Origin of the sequence: Microbacterium oleivorans (assembly GCF_013389665.1) — a bacterium.
Lineage (GTDB): Bacteria > Actinomycetota > Actinomycetes > Actinomycetales > Microbacteriaceae > Microbacterium > Microbacterium oleivorans_C.
Genome location: NZ_CP058316.1, coordinates 1,296,651 through 1,312,255, shown reverse-complemented (window position 1 = coordinate 1,312,255; position 15,605 = coordinate 1,296,651). Strand labels below are relative to the sequence as shown.

The 15,605-nt window shown below is 72.4% G+C and carries 13 protein-coding genes; 5 read left to right on the top strand and 8 right to left on the bottom strand.

Going from position 1 to position 15,605, the window contains the following annotated elements:
- Positions 1-84 precede the first annotated feature (84 nt).
- The 3 genes from HW566_RS06360 to HW566_RS06350 all read left to right on the top strand — a co-directional run bounded on the left by HW566_RS06360 (position 85) and on the right by HW566_RS06350 (position 6,157).
- On the top strand, positions 85-786 hold the full coding sequence (locus tag HW566_RS06360) for a TetR/AcrR family transcriptional regulator (protein WP_178011351.1): 702 nt from the start codon (positions 85-87) through the stop codon (positions 784-786).
- Positions 783-3,194, top strand: a complete 2,412-nt coding sequence (locus HW566_RS06355) for a glycoside hydrolase family 2 TIM barrel-domain containing protein (RefSeq protein ID WP_178011349.1) — start codon at positions 783-785, stop codon at positions 3,192-3,194. The genes HW566_RS06360 and HW566_RS06355 overlap by 4 nt, the downstream gene beginning before the upstream one ends.
- Before the next feature lie 95 nt (positions 3,195-3,289).
- Positions 3,290-6,157 (top strand): rhamnogalacturonan lyase, encoded by a 2,868-nt coding sequence (locus HW566_RS06350; RefSeq protein WP_218621654.1) that lies wholly within the window; start codon positions 3,290-3,292, stop codon positions 6,155-6,157.
- Between the two features lie 192 nt (positions 6,158-6,349).
- Here HW566_RS06350 and HW566_RS06345 read toward each other — a convergent pair whose 3' ends face one another.
- Both HW566_RS06345 and HW566_RS06340 read right to left on the bottom strand, forming a co-directional pair.
- Positions 6,350-7,699: an MFS transporter gene (locus HW566_RS06345; RefSeq protein WP_178011348.1), complete on the bottom strand. Its 1,350-nt coding sequence runs from the start codon at positions 7,697-7,699 to the stop codon at positions 6,350-6,352.
- A gap of 8 nt (positions 7,700-7,707) precedes the next feature.
- On the bottom strand, positions 7,708-8,178 hold the full coding sequence (locus HW566_RS06340; protein ID WP_256728900.1) for a MarR family winged helix-turn-helix transcriptional regulator: 471 nt from the start codon (positions 8,176-8,178) through the stop codon (positions 7,708-7,710).
- 81 nt (positions 8,179-8,259) lie between these two features.
- Between HW566_RS06340 and HW566_RS06335 the strand changes: the two genes are divergently transcribed.
- A complete protein-coding gene (locus tag HW566_RS06335; protein ID WP_178011346.1) occupies positions 8,260-9,105 on the top strand; it encodes an alpha/beta hydrolase in 846 nt (281 codons plus the stop codon).
- A gap of 64 nt (positions 9,106-9,169) precedes the next feature.
- Here the strand turns inward: HW566_RS06335 and HW566_RS06330 are convergent, their stop codons facing one another.
- Positions 9,170-10,564 carry an FtsX-like permease family protein gene (locus HW566_RS06330; protein WP_178011344.1) on the bottom strand — a complete coding sequence of 465 codons (1,395 nt, stop codon included), beginning with the start codon at positions 10,562-10,564 and terminating at the stop codon, positions 9,170-9,172.
- Entirely contained in the window at positions 10,561-11,313 is a 753-nt protein-coding gene (locus tag HW566_RS06325) for an ABC transporter ATP-binding protein (protein ID WP_178011342.1), read from the bottom strand. Before HW566_RS06325 ends, HW566_RS06330 begins: the two co-directional genes overlap by 4 nt.
- A gap of 124 nt (positions 11,314-11,437) precedes the next feature.
- On the opposite strand from HW566_RS06325, the gene HW566_RS06320 reads away from it, so the two are divergent.
- Complete coding sequence (locus HW566_RS06320; RefSeq protein ID WP_178011340.1) at positions 11,438-12,487, top strand: lipoate--protein ligase family protein; 1,050 nt, start codon at positions 11,438-11,440, stop codon at positions 12,485-12,487.
- A 23-nt stretch (positions 12,488-12,510) separates the two neighbouring features.
- On the opposite strand, the gene HW566_RS06315 is transcribed toward HW566_RS06320, so the two are convergent.
- The 4 genes from HW566_RS06315 to HW566_RS06305 form a co-directional block, all read right to left on the bottom strand.
- On the bottom strand, positions 12,511-14,004 hold the full coding sequence (locus HW566_RS06315) for a carboxylesterase/lipase family protein (RefSeq protein WP_256728899.1): 1,494 nt from the start codon (positions 14,002-14,004) through the stop codon (positions 12,511-12,513).
- Between the two features lie 77 nt (positions 14,005-14,081).
- Positions 14,082-14,402: a hypothetical protein gene (locus tag HW566_RS16040; protein ID WP_256728898.1), complete on the bottom strand. Its 321-nt coding sequence runs from the start codon at positions 14,400-14,402 to the stop codon at positions 14,082-14,084.
- Positions 14,399-14,989, bottom strand: coding sequence for an Asp23/Gls24 family envelope stress response protein (locus HW566_RS06310; RefSeq protein ID WP_256728897.1), 591 nt, complete (start codon positions 14,987-14,989; stop codon positions 14,399-14,401). Before HW566_RS06310 ends, HW566_RS16040 begins: the two co-directional genes overlap by 4 nt.
- Positions 14,986-15,558, bottom strand: coding sequence for an RNA polymerase sigma factor (locus tag HW566_RS06305; protein WP_178011334.1), 573 nt, complete (start codon positions 15,556-15,558; stop codon positions 14,986-14,988). Before HW566_RS06305 ends, HW566_RS06310 begins: the two co-directional genes overlap by 4 nt.
- Between the last annotated feature and the right edge of the window lie 47 nt (positions 15,559-15,605).

Sequence of the window (15,605 nt, the reverse complement as noted above, 5' to 3'; positions counted from 1 at the left end):
ACCGGTCGCTAGGTTTTCGATGCCGGAGCGGGCAGACTGGCCTCGCGATCGCCGACGAGGGCGACGACGGACAGGTGGACGACCATGATGACGACCGACACGACCGCCCCCGCGCGCGGCCGTCGGCGAGGCAGCTACGCCAAGACCGGAGCCACCCGGCAGGCGATCCTGGATGCCGCGCTGGAGGTGTTCTCGCAGTCCGGCTACCGATCCGGATCCCTGCGCGACATCGCCACCCGGGTGGGCATGAGCGAGGCGGGTCTGCTGCACCACTTCCGCAACAAGGGCGCCATGCTCGAGGCCGTCCTCGAGGAGCGCGACGATCGCGCCCGTGCTCTCGTCCCGATCGAATCCGACGACGGTGCGGAGGTGCTGCGCGGCCTCGTCGCACTCGCCGCCCACAACGCCTCCAGTCCGGGCGTCGTCGAGCTCTACACGACGCTGTCGGCCGAGGCGACCTCGTCCGACCACCCCGCCCACGGCTACTTCGTGCGCCGCTACGAGTACACCCGCGGCAACATCGAGCGCTCCTTCCAGTGGCTGCGCGACGAGGGTCTGCTCCGGCACGGCATGACGCCGCGACGCGCCGCGGTCGCGGCGGTCGCACTCATGGACGGACTCCAGGTGCAGTGGCTGCTCGATCGCGACTCGCTCGACATGGCCGAGGAGCTGCGCGCCCTGTTCGCGACCTTCGTCGACATCGACTGGACCCGCTTGCGCGATCAGTCCGACCCGGCGAGCGATCGGCCCGCGCCCGCGGGTCGCGACGAGGAGGTCGGTCCGTGATCCGCACGACCCTGCACGACGGGTGGACCGTCGGACCCAAGCTCGGGCCGTTCGAGACGGCGGAGGGCGACCGGAGTCCGGTCCCCGTCACGGTGCCGCACGATGCGCTGCGCGACCTTCCACGCAGCGCGTCCGACCCGCAGGGAGTGCATACCGGCTACACCCCGGGCGGCGTGTTCGAGTACGTGCGGTCGATCGAGGTGCCCGACGAGTGGCGCTCCCGCACCGTCGTGCTCGAGTTCGAAGGGGTGTACCGCGACGCCGTCGTCTTCGTCGACGGCCAGGTCGTGGCGCACGAGGCCAACGGCTACGCCGGATTCTCCGTCGTGCTCGACCCGTTCCTCGCGTTCGGGTCGGTCAGCCGCATCAGCGTCGAGGCCCGCGCGCACCGTGACTCGCGATGGTACTCCGGCGCCGGCATCTACCGTCCGGTGCACCTCGTGGTGGCCGATCCGGTGCACATCCCGCTCGACGGCGTCCACGTCGAGACCCCCGACATCGACGACGAGCGTGCTGTCGTGGCGGTCGCGACGACCGTCGCGAACACCACCCGCCACACGCGGACGACCCGGCTCCACTGGCGGATCGAGGCGCCCGACGGGGAACTCGCCGCGGCCGGCGAGTCCCCCGTCACGGTGCTTCCGGGGACGGCCGTCGTCGCCCGGGCGCGGCTCGTCCTGGACGACCCGCAGCGGTGGGACATCGACACGCCCGCGCTCTACCGGGTGCGGAGCGCCCTCGTGGATGCCGACGGCCGCCTCCTCGACGAGGACGTCACGGTCTTCGGCATCCGCTCGCTCCAGCTCGATCCGCAGCACGGTCTGCGGTTGAACGGGCGGTCGATCGATCTTCGCGGCGCCTGCGTGCACCACGACAACGGCCCGCTGGGCGCGGCGACCGAGCCCGCCGCGGAGGATCGTCGGGTGCGCCTGCTCAAACGCGCCGGCTTCACGGCGCTGCGCAGCGCCCACAACCCCATGAGCCGCGCGATGCTCGACGCCTGCGACCGGCACGGCATGCTCGTCATGGACGAGCTCACCGACGCCTGGACCCGGTCCAAGGCCCCGTTCGACGCGACCGCCACCTTTCCGGAGCGCTGGCGCGACGACGTCGCCGGCCTCGTGGCGAAGGACCGCAACCACCCGAGCGTCGTCATGTACTCGATCGGCAACGAGATCCTCGAGCTCGGCACCCCGATCGGCGCGACGTGGAGCCGCCGCCTCGCCGAGCGCGTGCGCGAGCTCGACCCCACACGGTTCGTCACCAACGGCATCAACGGGATCATCGCCAACCTCGACCGGATGACCGAGGCGCGCGAGCAGATGCCCGACGCGAACACGATGATGGCCGACATGGGCGAGCAGATGGGGCTGATGAACGCCTCGCCTCTCGTGAGCGCCTCCATCGAGGAGTCCGCCGCGGTGCTCGACATCGTCGGCTTCAACTACGCCGACTCGCGCTACCGGCAGGACGCGCTGGATCATCCCCACCGCGTCATCGTCGGCTCGGAGACCTTCCCCGAGCGCATCGACGTCATGTGGGCGCTCGTGACGGAGCTGCCCCACGTCATCGGAGACTTCACCTGGACGGGCTGGGACTACCTCGGGGAGGCCGGCATCGGCCGCGTCGACTACACGGACACGCCCGGGTACGTCCCGACCGGCACGGCGGGGCCCTACCCGTACCGCCTCGCGGGCTGCGGCGATATCGACATCACGGGGCACCGTCGTCCCATCTCCTTCTACCGGGAGATCGTCTTCGGTCGTCGCCGCGAGCCCTACATCGCGGTGCACCGGCCCGAGCACCACGGGCGCCCCACGGCTACGACGCCGTGGTCATGGACGGACTCGGTCTCCTCCTGGTCGTGGGCGGCGGCGGGAGCCCCCGTCACGGTCGACGTCTACGCCGATGCCGACGAGGTCGAGCTGCTCGTCGACGCGGTGAGTCTCGGCGTCGCGCCCGTCGGCGAGCCGAAGGCCTTCATGGCGCGGTTCGCGACCCGGTACCGTCCCGGTGAGCTCGTCGCGGTGGCGCGCAGGGCCGGCGTCGAGGTCGGCCGCCATGTGCTCGCGACGGCGGGCGAGCCCGCCCTCGCCGCGCGGGCCGAAGCGGCCACGGTCGGCCCGGAGGATCTCGCGTTCATCGCCGTGACGCTCGAGGATGCCGCGGGCGTCGTCGTCTGCGGACGTGACGTCCCGGTCACGGTGGAGGTGAGCGGTCCGGGCACGCTCGCCGGCGTGGGATCCGGGCGCACCGACAGCGAGGAGTCGTTCGCCGGACCGACCGTCACGACCTTCGACGGCAGGCTCCTCGCGATCGTCAAGCCGAGGGGTGCCGGCCGCGTCGTGGTGACGGCGTCGTCTCCCGGTCTCGCCCCCGCCGTCGTCGACGTCGTCGTCACCTCGTGACCCCTCGCGGATGAGAGAAGCCTCATCTGCGATTCCTGAGGCTGCGCATAGGCTCGTCGGAACGCAGGAAAGCGTATTCCGATGGGATTGATTCAATGACGAACAGACTCCGATCCACGCTGCTCGCGAGCCTCGCAGCGGGCACCCTCGCCGCCGGCGGGCTCGTGGCGGTCCCGGCGACGGCGGCACAGCAGCCGCACACGGGCGACGCCCCCGTTCCGCGTCTCGAGGCGCTGGACCGCGGTCTCGTCGCCGTGCCGACGCCTACGGGCGTCTTCCTCAGCTGGCGTCTGCTCGCCGGCGAGGCCGACGGGGCGGCTGAGAGCGGTCTGACCGGCACCGACTTCGTCGTGTACCGCGACGGCGCGGCGATCGCCACCGTCGATGACAGCACGAACTATCGCGACGACCAGGGCACCGCGGCATCCGTGTACCGCGTCGCGCCCGTCACCGCGGGTGTCGAGGCCGCGGCGAGCGCCGAGGCGATCGCGCTGGACGACGGCTTCCTCGACATCCCGCTGCAGCGCCCCGCCGACGGGGTGACCCCCGCGGGTGAGGCGTTCTCCTACGCGGCCGGCGACGTGTCGGTAGGCGACGTCGACGGCGACGGGCAGTACGAGTTCGTGGTCAAGTGGGATCCCTCCAACGCCAAGGACGTCTCGCAGGTCGGCTACACCGGCAGCGTGTACATCGACACCTACGAGCTCGACGGCACGCTGCTGAACCGGCTCGACCTGGGCCCGAACATCCGCGCCGGGGCGCACTACACCCAGTTCCTGACGTATGACTTCGACGGTGACGGTCGTGCCGAGACGATCCTCAAGACGGCCCCGGGGACGAAGTCGATCACCTACGCCGCCGACGGCTCGATCGAGAGCGAGCGGTACATCTCCATGCCCGAGGAGGACCTCGCCGCCGGGTACTCGCACGACGACGACTACCGCCTGAGCGCCGACGACTACTACGAGCACCTCGTCGAGATGTTCCGCGGGTGGGCGACGCGCGAGGAGGTCGTCTCGGGCCAGTGGCCGGCGACCCTCGAGCAGGCCTTCGGCATTGAGGCGCGCTACGACTACCCCCTCTCCGACGCCGACGCCCGCTCGCTCGTCGACCACTTCGTCGACGTCTACGCGCCCGCGCGGAGCAGCCGCAACGCGCTCCGCGCCTTCGAGGGCTTCATCCTCGACGGCCCCGAGTATCTGACGGTGTTCGACGGACGCAGCGGGGCCGAGTTGCAGACCGTGCGCTACGAGCCCGGTCGCGGCGACGACGGTCTGCTCTGGGGCGACTACGCGATGTCGCGCATCGAACCGGGCAACCGCGTGGACCGCTTCCTCTCCGGGGTCGCCTACCTCGACGGCGAGGAGCCGTCGGCCGTCTTCGCTCGCGGCTACTACACGCGCTCGACGATCGCGACCTACGACTGGGACGGTGAGAACCTCGCGCAGCGCTGGTTCGTCGACAGCGGACACGCGCCCATGTCGAACCCCTTCAACGACGGTCCCCACGGCGTGGACGGCACCGACCCGGTGTACGGCACCCTGACGACGCAGGGCTTCCACAGCCTGTCGGCGGCGGATGTCGACGGCGACGGCCGTCACGAGATCGTGTACGGCTCGGCGACGCTCGACGACGACGGATCGCTCCTCTACAGCTCGTTCGCCGAGATGCCCGAGGGATCGGCGACGCCCGGCGAGTCGGCCCGGCTGGGCCACGGCGATGCGATGCACGTGGCCGACATCGACCCCGACCGTCCGGGGCTGGAGATCTTCACCGTGCACGAGGGCGGTGCCTATGCCCCCTACGGAACGGCGCTGCGGGATGCCGCCACGGGCGAGGTGATCTTCGGTGCGTACTCCGGTCGCGACACCGGCCGCGGGATGATCGGCGACGTGCGAGCCGACACGCCGGGCATCGAGGTCTGGTCGAGCATGCCGGGCGGGACGGACGCCTCCGGACTGCTGTCGTCGACCGGTGAGGTGCTGTCGGCCGCCACACCGGGGACGAACCAGTCGATCCGCTGGGCGGGCGATCTCACCACGCAGCTCGTGAACGGAGCCGGTACCGTCACCCCGACGATCGACGACTGGACCCGCGGCACCGTGCTGACGGCATCCGGGACGCTGACGAACAACGGCACGAAGGGCAACCCCGGCCTCGTGGCCGATGTGCTGGGCGACTGGCGCGAAGAACTTCTGGTGCGTACCGCCGACTCGTCCGCGCTCCGGCTGTACACCTCGACCGAACTCACCGAACACAAGCTCTACACGCTCATGCACGACCCGCAGTACCGAGCCGAGGTCGCCCGCCAGCAGACCACCTACAACCAGCCGAGCTACACCGGCTTCTACCTCGCCTCCGACATGGACTTCGGCGCGGTGCCGCTGCGGCCCGCGCCGGCGCCCGTGGCGGCGCCGGGCATCGGCGTCGACACCGCCGGGGTCAACGTCACCTGGAAGGCGGCCGATGCCGGGGCCGCGGTCTCCGGGTACACCGTGTCGCTGCGTTCCGAGGGCGGCGAGACGATCGAGCAGCGGGTCGGTGCCGAGGCGCGGACCGCGCGGTTCGCCGGCGTGGCGCAGGGTCGGTGGACGGCCACCGTCTCGGCCGGAGGGCAGTACGGCACCGGGGCCGAGTCGCGACCCTCGGCGATCGCCGAGGTGCGCGCCGGGCAGCCGGTGCCGCTGAGGGTCAGCGCGCGTTCGCAGTGCGTGAACGGGTCGGTGCACGTCGCCGTCCACGCCGCCAACCAGGCGGACGCGCCCGCCGATGTGCGGCTGGCCGCGGTCGGCGGCGAGCATGCTCAGCAGAAGGTCGCCGCGGGCGACGCGGCGTACAAGCTCTTCACCTCGGGCCGCGACTCGCTCGTGTCGGGGACGGCGAAGGTCACCGCGTACCAATGGCTGGACGGCGTGGGCTACCACGCGACCTACGACGTGCCCTTCCTCGCCCGGATGTGCTGACGCCGGCTCCGGCTCCGGTGCCGGTGCCGGTTCCGGTGCCGATGCTGCGATAACTCCGCAGGATCGGCCTGCACCGGTGGCCGGTAGCCCATCCAGCAGCCGAACCGGGCGATTGTGAGGAGTTCGTGCGGTGCGGCACCGGGGAGAACGGGCCGGACCGGCCGGGGACGGGCGCGGCGGCGTGGGGTGGCGTCAGCGGGCGGGGCGGGCGCGGCGGTCGACGTTCTCCGCTGCGTCCGGCAGGGCGATCGGCGTCGTGCCCGCCACCTCGTCGCTGAACTCCTCGGGAGCCACGACCGAGATGGGCCGGGTCTCGTCGAGTGAGAGGGCGAACCGACGGGTCTCGGAACGGTGGACCCGACCCGACACCAGCATCCAGGTCACCCCGATACCGAACGCCACGAACGCGGCGATGGCACCGAGCCCGATGGCCGCACGGGGGCCGAACTGGTCGGCGACCCACCCCACGATGGGCGCACCGACGGGCGTGCCGCCCATGAGGATCGCCATGTACAGCGCGAGCACGCGTCCGCGCAGCGCCGGGTCGGTGGTGGTCTGCACGTAGCCGTTGGCCGTGGTGAGCGTGGTGACCACGGCGAAGCCCGTGAACATCAGGGTGAGCGCGTACAGCCAGTACGTCGGCATGAAGGCCGACACCGCCGCCGCGGCGGCGAAGAGCCCGGCACCGACGATTACAACCCGGATGCGCGCGCGGTCGCGCCGCGCGGCCATCAGGGCTCCGGCGAGCGACCCGATCGCGAGGATGGAGCTGAGCAACCCGTACCCGTCGGCGTCGCGCCCGAACTCGATCGCCATCGTCGAGGCGAAGATCGGGAAGTTCATGCCGAACGCGCCGAGCAGGAACACCATCGCGAAGGCGACCAGGAGGTCGGGGCGTCCGCGGACGTAGCGGAAGCCGTCCGCCAGCCGCGCGGCGCCGGGCGACTGGACGCGGGGGATGAGCTCGCCCGGTCGGATCAGGAACAGGGCGACGATCATCGCGAGGAACGTCGCGGCGTTGATGAAGAAGACCCACCCCGTGCCGACGGCCACGATCACGATCCCCGCGACGGCGGGGCCGATCATGCGCGCACCGTTGAAGGATGCCGCGTTGAGGGCGACCGCGTTCGCGGCGATCTCCCGCGCGACGATGTCGGAGACGAAGGCCTGGCGCGCGGGGTTGTCGAAGGCAGAGATGAGCCCCAGGGCGAACGCGAAGGCGTACATGAGCGGGAGGGTCATGACGCCCGTGAGCAGCAGCGTGCCGATCACGAGCCCGACCAGCATGAGCGCGCTCTGGGTGACCACCAGCAGGCGCCGACGGTCGAAGCGGTCGGCGACCCAACCCGTGACGCCCACGAGCAGCAGCGGCGGGGCGAACTGCAGCGCCATGGTGATGCCCATGGCGCCCGCGTCGTTGTCGGTCAGGCCCGTGAGCACGACCCAGCTGAGAGCGGTCGCCTGCATCCACGCGCCGACGTTCGAGACGAGGGCGCCGAAGAACCAGACGCGGTAGTTGAAGACCGAGAACGAACGGAACATCGCGGAGCTCATCGGTCGGCCATCCCGCGCATGATCGTCGCTGCGGCCGCGAGGGTCTCGCGCTGGTGGGGCTCCAGATCCTCGAGGGCGTGCTCGAGCCACGAGTCGCGGCGCCGCGTGGTCTCGACCACGACGGAGCGGCCCTCGTCGGTGAGGGCGATGTTGACCTTGCGGCGGTCGGTGTCATCGGGCGTGCGGGTGAGGTAGCCGAGCTCCTCGAGGTGGTTCACGGTGCGGTTCATGGACGGCGCGGAGACGCGCTCGCGCTCGGCGAGTTCGCCGAGCGTGTGCGGTCCGTGGACGTGGAGGTTCGCCAGGACGGCGAACTGCCCGTCGCTCATCGAATCGATCGCACGCTCGGCGCGCAGCCGCCGGGCCAGGCGGAAGGTCGCCATGCGCAGGTCGGTGGCGTCGTGGGCGAGGTCGGCGGCGGGCGGCGGGGCGGTCGTGGACGCGGTGGTGGGGGGAGGGGTGCTCATCGGTGTTATTTAGCATAGCTCATTAGTCTTGCTAAAGGATGGCTCGTCCGGACCCCTCCGGCGCGCCCGTAGAATCGCGACATGCCCGAGTTCACCGACGCGCACGGGGTCGCGATCGTCTACGACGTCCATCCGGCGCCGGGCCCGGCCCGGGGAGTGGTGCAGCTGCTGCACGGCGTCGGCGAGCACGCCGGTCGCTATCTCGAGATCATCGGCGTGCTCACGCGTGCCGGCTTCACCGTGTACGCCGACGATCACCGCGGACACGGCCGCACCGGCATCCGACAGCACGGCGGTCCGAGCCGACTCGGCAGGCTCGGCCGCGGTGGCCTGCGTGCCGCGCGCGATGCCTGCGCGCGGCTGACCCGCATCATCGAACAGGAACAGCCAGGACTGCCCATCGTGCTCCTCGGGCACTCCTGGGGCTCGTTCCTCGCGCAGATGCTGTTCGACGAGAGCCCGGAGGCCTACGCCGCCGTCGTGCTCTCGGGCTCGGCGCTGCGCTGGCCCGGGTCGCTGAACTCCGGCGATCTCAACGCGCCGTGGGCGGGGGCGGGCGCGAACGGCGTGGAATGGCTCAGCACCGACACCGCCGTGCAGCAGGACTTCCTCGACGACCCGCTCACCACCACCACGCCGTTGCTGCGCCTGTTCGGACCGATCGAGACGGCGAAGATGCTCGGACGCCCGCGCCGCGACCTCGGCGTCGACGTTCCCGTGCTCCTTCTGGTGGGGAGGGACGACACCGTCGGCGGACCGCGCAGCGTCCACCGTCTCGCCCACGCCTACCGCTCGCGGTCGGGGCTGCACGACGTCACCACCCTGGTCTATCCGGGCGCGCGCCACGAGATCTTCAACGAGGCCGTGCGGGGCGACGTCCACGCCGACCTCATCGCCTGGCTCGACGCGCGCTTCCCCCGCGCCTGAGCCTGTCGGCGTCGCCCTGGCCCGCTATCGCCGGCGCCGACGCACGACCGCGGCGGGGTCGGGGTCAGCGTGCGGCGCGACGGATCGCGGCGACGAGGGGGCCGGAGGCGAGCAGGGCCAGGGCCACGGCGCCGAACCCCGCGGCGAAGGTGACGGCGATGACCAGCAGCGTGAGCGGGGCGACGACGAGGCTGATGCCCACCACCGGCAGTGCCAGGGCCGCGCCGACGACGGCGCCCCCCGCCGCCGCCCAACGCAGCGGCAGCATCACGGTGATGCGGCGCGCACGGGCGAGCTCGGCGGGCGACATGCCGAGGCGGTCCAGTCCGACGATCAGCTCGCGGTCATCGAGCACCGAGGCCGCCTGACTGACGCCGACCGAGGCCGCGAGCAGCAGGAACCCGGCGCCGAGGGTGACGAGCACGCCGGTGCGGATGTCGGCGAACAGCGTCACGCCGGGCTCCGTCCCGGCCATGTCGGCGATCGCGATCCCGCTGCCGCCGACGACCGCGATGAACGAGATCATCGCGATGCTCGAGACCCGGCGCCACGCGGTCGCGGCATGCGCGGCGAGCTCGCGCCCCGCGATCAGCTGCGCCGCGGTCCGCGCCCGCCGAGCCATCGACCGCCCCCGGGCGGCGACGATCGGTGCGCCGATGAGGTTCACCAGGGCGAGCGCCCCGCCGAACAGGGCGAGCAGCACCACCAGCGCGGCCGCCGGTGCCAGCAGCGAGGCGACGCTGCCGAACTGGCCGACGACGATGCCCACCGCGACGATGCCGACGCCCGAGACGACCAGCGTCCTGACGCGGCGTGGTGGCGCCTGCGTGCGACGGCGGACGCCCAGCGGTGTCAGCCGCACCCGGCGCAGACTGGCCACCGCGCTGAGCGTGGCGATCAGCGCCACGCCCACGACGACGCCGGCGACGATCGGCCAGCCCGCCCAGACGGCGCCCGCTCCGACCGGGCCGCCGAAGAAGGGGAGGAGTCCCACCAGCGGCAGCGCGAGGCCGTATCCGGCGGCGCCGAGGAGCGCGCCCGCAGCGGCGACGACCGCGGCCTCACCGACCGCCATCGCACGGACCTCGGCGTTGGTCGCGCCCAGCAGCCGCAGGGTCGAGAGGCGATCGTTTCGGCGGCGACTCGACAGGCGGGCTGCGGCGGCCCCGAGCGTCGCGGTGGGGATCGCCAGCAGGATGAGCGCCAGCACGCTCAGCAGACCGTACATGAGGGACAGGTCGCCGGTGCGCGGGTCGGTGAGGAACATGCGCGTTCCTCCGGCCACGACGAGCATCAGCGTCGTCGTGACCGCGAAGGCGGCGAGCGGGAGCGCGATCGCGCCGGAGCCCTGCCCCTGGGGCCGCGCGAGCAGCACGGTGAGGGCGGCCAGACGCCGCACGGCGCCGGACGCGCTGCGGTCCGCGATCGGGGGAGCCGCGAGCGGTGCGACGGCGCTCATCGTGCCGCACCCGCACCCCGCGCGCCCGTCCCGCCGGGCGGGACGGCGGGGTCGCCGTCGACGATGCGCCCGTCGCGCATGCGCAGCACCCGGTCGCACCGTCGTGCGACGTCCGCGTCGTGGGTGACGACGACGAGGCTGCGGCCCTGCCCGGTCGTGGCGTGCAGGAGCGCGTCGAGCACCTCCGCCGACGTCGCCGTGTCGAGCGCGCCGGTGGGCTCGTCGGCGAACACGACCGGCGCCCCGGTCACCTGCGCACGAGCGATCGCGACGCGCTGGGCCTGTCCGCCCGACAGCTCGCCGATCCGGCGATTCTCCATGCCGGCCAGACCGAGGGCGCCGAGCCATGCCGCGGCGTGCGCCTCGGCGGCGGCGCGAGCGGTGCCCACCAGCAGCAGCGGCAGGGCGGCGTTCTCGACCGCGGTGAGTTCGGGAAGCAGCAGGTGATCCTGGAAGACGAAGCCGAGTCGATCACGCCGGATCGCCGAACGGGCGTCGTCGGGCATCCCGACGAGCTCCTGCGGCGGCACGCCCGGGGTCGACAGGCGCACCGAGCCGGCGTCGGGGGAGATGATGGCGGCCAGACAGTGCAGCAGCGTCGTCTTGCCCGACCCCGAGGCTCCCATGATGGCCACCGCCTCACCGGTGCCGACGGCGAGGTCGACACCGTCGAGGGCGGTGAGCGACCCGTAGCGCTTGACGAGCCCGCGGGCTTCGAGGACGGATGCGGGGGCGTTGGCGATCTCCATGCCCCCACTCTTCTCGGCGGTCACGGTCGTGGCGTCCCCCGCCGGATGTAGCGGCATCCGTCGCCCGACCGATCTTCGACCCGCCCGTGGTACCGCTCCGTCGCGGCGGTCCTAGGCTGGACCCATGCACGGCGAATACAAGGTGCCCGGAGGCAAGCTGGTCGTCGTCGACCTCGAGGTGCGGGACGGCAGGATCGTCGACTTCCATCTCGCCGGCGACTTCTTCCTCGAACCCGACGACGCGCTCGCCGACATCGACGCGGCCGTGAACGGGTTGCCCGCGGAGTCGGATGTCGCCGCGATCGCGGCCGCCGTCCGTTCGGCGCTCCCCGACGGCGCGCAGCTGCTCGGTTTCACGCCCGAGTCGGTCGGCACGGCGGTGCGCCGGGCGATGATCACCGCGCCCGGGTGGCGGGAGTTCGACTGGGAGGTCGTGCACGACCGGGCCGTCTCGCCGAGCATGAACCTCGCGCTCGACGAGGTGCTCACCACGCGCGTGGGCGACGGGCGGCGCAACCCCACCCTGCGCATCTGGGAGTGGAACGAGTCGGCCGTCGTCATCGGGTCGTTCCAGTCGCTGCGCAACGAGGTCGACCCCGAGGGCGCGGCTCGACACGGCTTCGACGTCGTCCGGCGCATCTCGGGCGGCGGCGCCATGATGATGGCGGCCAATTCGATCGTGACGTACTCGCTGTACGTGCCGGCGTCCCTGGTGGCCGGCCTGACCTTCGCGGACTCGTACGCCTTCCTCGACGACTGGGTGCTCGAGGCCCTGCGCTCGCTCGGCATCGAGGCGACGTATCAGCCGCTCAACGACATCGCCTCGCCCTCGGGGAAGATCGGCGGCGCGGCGCAGAAGCGCCTCGCGAACGGCGGCGTCCTCCACCACGCGACGCTCAGCTACGACATGGACGGCCAGGTGCTCACCGAGGTGCTGCGCATCGGCCGCGAGAAGCTCAGCGACAAGGGGACGGTCTCGGCGGCCAAGCGCGTCGACCCGCTCCGCAGTCAGACGGGTCTGCCGCGCGACGCGATCATCGAGCGGTTCATCGAGGTGTTCTCGAAGCGATACGGCGCCGTCGCCGGGAGCATCTCCGACGAGGAGTACGCCGAGGCCGAAGCCCTGGTCGAGTCGAAGTTCGCCACCGACGCCTGGCTCACGCGCGTTCCCTGAGCTCGCGGCCCGCCGCCGGGCGATCAGGCGATGAGCGCGCGGACCGACGCGTAGCCGTCGGCGTCGAGGGGATCCGGCGTCACGGGCCCGCCGAAGATGCGGGTCGCGCCGGGCCGCTCGCCCCACGCGGGCCAGCCCGGGTCGTGATCGCGCACGAACGACACCGCGGCGCCGTGCATGTCGTCGGCCAGCGATCGCGGCGGGTCCTCACCGGCGACGGCGGCCACGCCCGGAGCGTCCAGACGGTCCCACCAGAACGGCACGTCGAGGCAGTGCAGAGCCCACCGCCGGGTCGGCGACGGCCACGTGAAGCGGTACGCCCACGTCGCCGATCCGCCGCGCGCGTCGGCGACGCGCGGCACCGTCTCGCGGAACAGGCGATCGGTGGCGTAGCGGCCGAGGAAGGCGGCGGTTCCCCGGCGCCGCTGCTCGCCGTTGGCGCGGATGTAGCGCCACCGCGCGCCGTGGCGGACGCCGAGGAGCGCGAGGGCGAGGGCGGCGGGCACTGCGCGCAGCCGGTCGGCGAGGCCGTCGGTGATCATCGTGAACTCGTCGTCGGTGGTGCCGAGCACCAGCTGCTTGTCGGCGCCGACACCGCCCGCGATCGCGTCGAGGGTGGGGCGGGGCACCAGGTCGCCGTCGACGACGGGACCCCACGAGAGGCCGTCGGCCAGCCGCGCGCGCACCCACGAGAGGACGCCGCCGGTCCGCTCCGTCGCCATCTGCTGCTGCGCGTGCAGCACCGCGAGCTCGTCGACGGCTGCGAAGCCCGCGCGGGTGGGGGCGACGCCCAGGCGGTCCGCCAAGCGCGTCGTCAGCGCGGCGGCTCGCGCCGGGGCGACGACGGTGAGGGCTGATGACATCGCCAGACCGCGGCGGAACAGGTGCTGCGCCGCCGGCATCCCGAGAAGAGTCAGCACCGCGCCGCCGCCGGCGGACTGCCCGGCGATCGTGACGTCGTCGGGGTCTCCGCCGAACGCGGCGATGTTCGCACGCACCCATTCCAGCGCGGCGAGCCAGTCGCGCACACCGCGGTTCGTCGGAGCACCCGGGATCAGCCCGAACCCGTCGAAGCCCAACCGGTACGACACGGTCACCACGACGATCCCCGCGCGTGCGAAGGCGGCGCCGTCGTACCACGGGCTCGCCGGCGAGCCCTGCACGAAGCCGCCGCCGTGGATGTACACCAGCACCGGTCGCGCGGCGCTCCCCGGCGCCGTCGCGGCGAACACGTTGACCGAGAGCGTGTCGTCGCCGGGGATCGAGGGCTCGGGGATCAGCGTGGCGCCGTGGTCACCGCGCTGCGGGGTGGCGCCGTACTCGAGCGCGTCACGCACGCCGTCCCACCCGGTGACGGGCTCGGGCGCCCCGAAACGACGAGGTCCGACCGGGGGCTGCGCGTACGGGATGCCGAGGAAGGCGACCGTGCCGTCCGCGCGCCGTCGTCCTCGCACCCGGCCGGAGACGAGCCGGGCCACCGGGGCATCGACGCCCGCGTCGTGGAAGAGCGAACTCACGGCTCGACGGTAGCGCACCCGGGCGGGCGGCGGGCCTCGATGTCGTCCCGTCCGCGGATGGGGGCCGCCGGCGCGGGTCAGGCGATCCGGCGCACCTGCACGGTGATGCGGTCGGCCTCGGGATGCTGCGCCCGGATCTGGTCGGCCACGGCGCGCGCCACGTCGGGTGTGCGCGCGGCGACGCCGACGCTCACGGCCGCCGCGGCGGTCGTCCCGGTGGTATCCGAGGAGACGAACACGCCGTCGGACGGGGGCATGGTGTCGATCCGCAGCGCGGCCGACGCGGCGCCCAGGACACGCGAGAGAGGCGGGCGCGGATCGTGCACGGCGGCCACGCCGGGAAGCTCGGCGAGGGGGCGCGGGGCGGACGAGTCGACGACGGGGTCGGACGCGATCATGCGGGGTCCTTGGGCGGGTAGGGACGGTGGAGATCCTCGACGGTGACGTCGACGGCGACGATGTTGAGCTCGGTGTGCTGCGCCAGCGCATCGGTGACGGCGCGGCGGACGGCGCCGGCGGCGCTCGGGAGCGGCTCGCCCCAGGCGACGGACGCCGTGACGTCGATCGAGATCGGGGCCGCGGGCACCTCGACGTCGCCGACGATCTTGGAGTGACCGATGAACACCCCGTCGACGGCATCGCCGCTGGCACGGATGAGGGCCTGCACGGCGCCCTCGGTGACCGTGATCGACACCGCGGGGTCGGGATGCGACAGCGGGATGGACCGGCCGGCGCGCAGTTCGGCGCGCACCGCGGTCATCACGCCGTGGAACCAGCTCTCGGAGGGCTCGGGCAGGTCCGCGGCGTCGGCGGCGATGAGCTCCCGCGAGAGTCGTCCGGCGCGCGTCAGCGCGTCGAGGGCGTTGAGGCACTCCGGACACGTCTCGATCTCGGGGTCGTAGGGCGAGCGGCCCGACTCGAGGTACTCGCTGACCTCCTCGATCGTCTTCCCGCAGTCCAGCGTGACGTGGTCGGCGTCCATCATCGCCACCCCGCCATCTGGACGGTGATGCTCGCGCGGGCTCGAGACAGGTTGCCGCGAACGGTGCTGAGGGGAAGATTCATCTCTTCTGCGATCTCGGTATAGCTGAGTGACCCGACCTCTCGGAGCAGCCAGCAACGGCGTTGGGCTTCCGGCAGGGCGTCCAGCGCACGGGAGAGAGCAGTCAGCTGTGCGTTGCGGATGGCGGCGGCCTCGGGGAGGAGGCCCGTCTCCGCGGCCCTGTCGAACCCGACCAGTGTGTCATGAGCCGGTCGTTTTCTCAGGTGCGCATACGCTTCACGGCTCGCGATCTTCATGAGCCATGCCTTGACGGCGCTGTGATCGCGCAGTGTCGACAGCTGGCGCCACGCGGTGAGGAACGCATCCTGCACGACGTCATCGGTCTCGGTCAGCGTGCCGACGATGCGATAGACGAAGGCGCGGACGAGCGGGGTGTGCCGGTGCAGCAGCACGTCGAACGCATCGGCGTCGCCGCTGGCCGCACGCGCGGCGAGGATGCCGTCCGGGGCGGCCTGCAGGTCCGCATTCGACGCCTCGTCGTCGGCTCGCATCGTCCCCCCCCCCCCAGAAATCCGTCGAACTTTTTTGTGACGAATCC

Bases quoted from the DNA above. Each gene is read 5' to 3' on its own strand.
- HW566_RS06360 (WP_178011351.1), top strand. From the start codon at position 85: ATGATGACGACCGACACGACCGCCCCCGCGCGCGGCCGTCGGCGAGGC.
- HW566_RS06350 (WP_218621654.1), top strand. From the start codon at position 3,290: ATGACGAACAGACTCCGATCCACGCTGCTCGCGAGCCTCGCAGCGGGC.
- HW566_RS06345 (WP_178011348.1), bottom strand. From the start codon at position 7,699: ATGTTCCGTTCGTTCTCGGTCTTCAACTACCGCGTCTGGTTCTTCGGC.
- HW566_RS06340 (WP_256728900.1), bottom strand. From the start codon at position 8,178: ATGAGCACCCCTCCCCCCACCACCGCGTCCACGACCGCCCCGCCGCCC.
- HW566_RS06335 (WP_178011346.1), top strand. From the start codon at position 8,260: ATGCCCGAGTTCACCGACGCGCACGGGGTCGCGATCGTCTACGACGTC.
- HW566_RS06330 (WP_178011344.1), bottom strand. From the start codon at position 10,564: ATGAGCGCCGTCGCACCGCTCGCGGCTCCCCCGATCGCGGACCGCAGC.
- HW566_RS06325 (WP_178011342.1), bottom strand. From the start codon at position 11,313: ATGGAGATCGCCAACGCCCCCGCATCCGTCCTCGAAGCCCGCGGGCTC.
- HW566_RS06320 (WP_178011340.1), top strand. From the start codon at position 11,438: ATGCACGGCGAATACAAGGTGCCCGGAGGCAAGCTGGTCGTCGTCGAC.
- HW566_RS16040 (WP_256728898.1), bottom strand. From the start codon at position 14,402: ATGATCGCGTCCGACCCCGTCGTCGACTCGTCCGCCCCGCGCCCCCTC.
- HW566_RS06310 (WP_256728897.1), bottom strand. From the start codon at position 14,989: ATGATGGACGCCGACCACGTCACGCTGGACTGCGGGAAGACGATCGAG.
- HW566_RS06305 (WP_178011334.1), bottom strand. From the start codon at position 15,558: ATGCGAGCCGACGACGAGGCGTCGAATGCGGACCTGCAGGCCGCCCCG.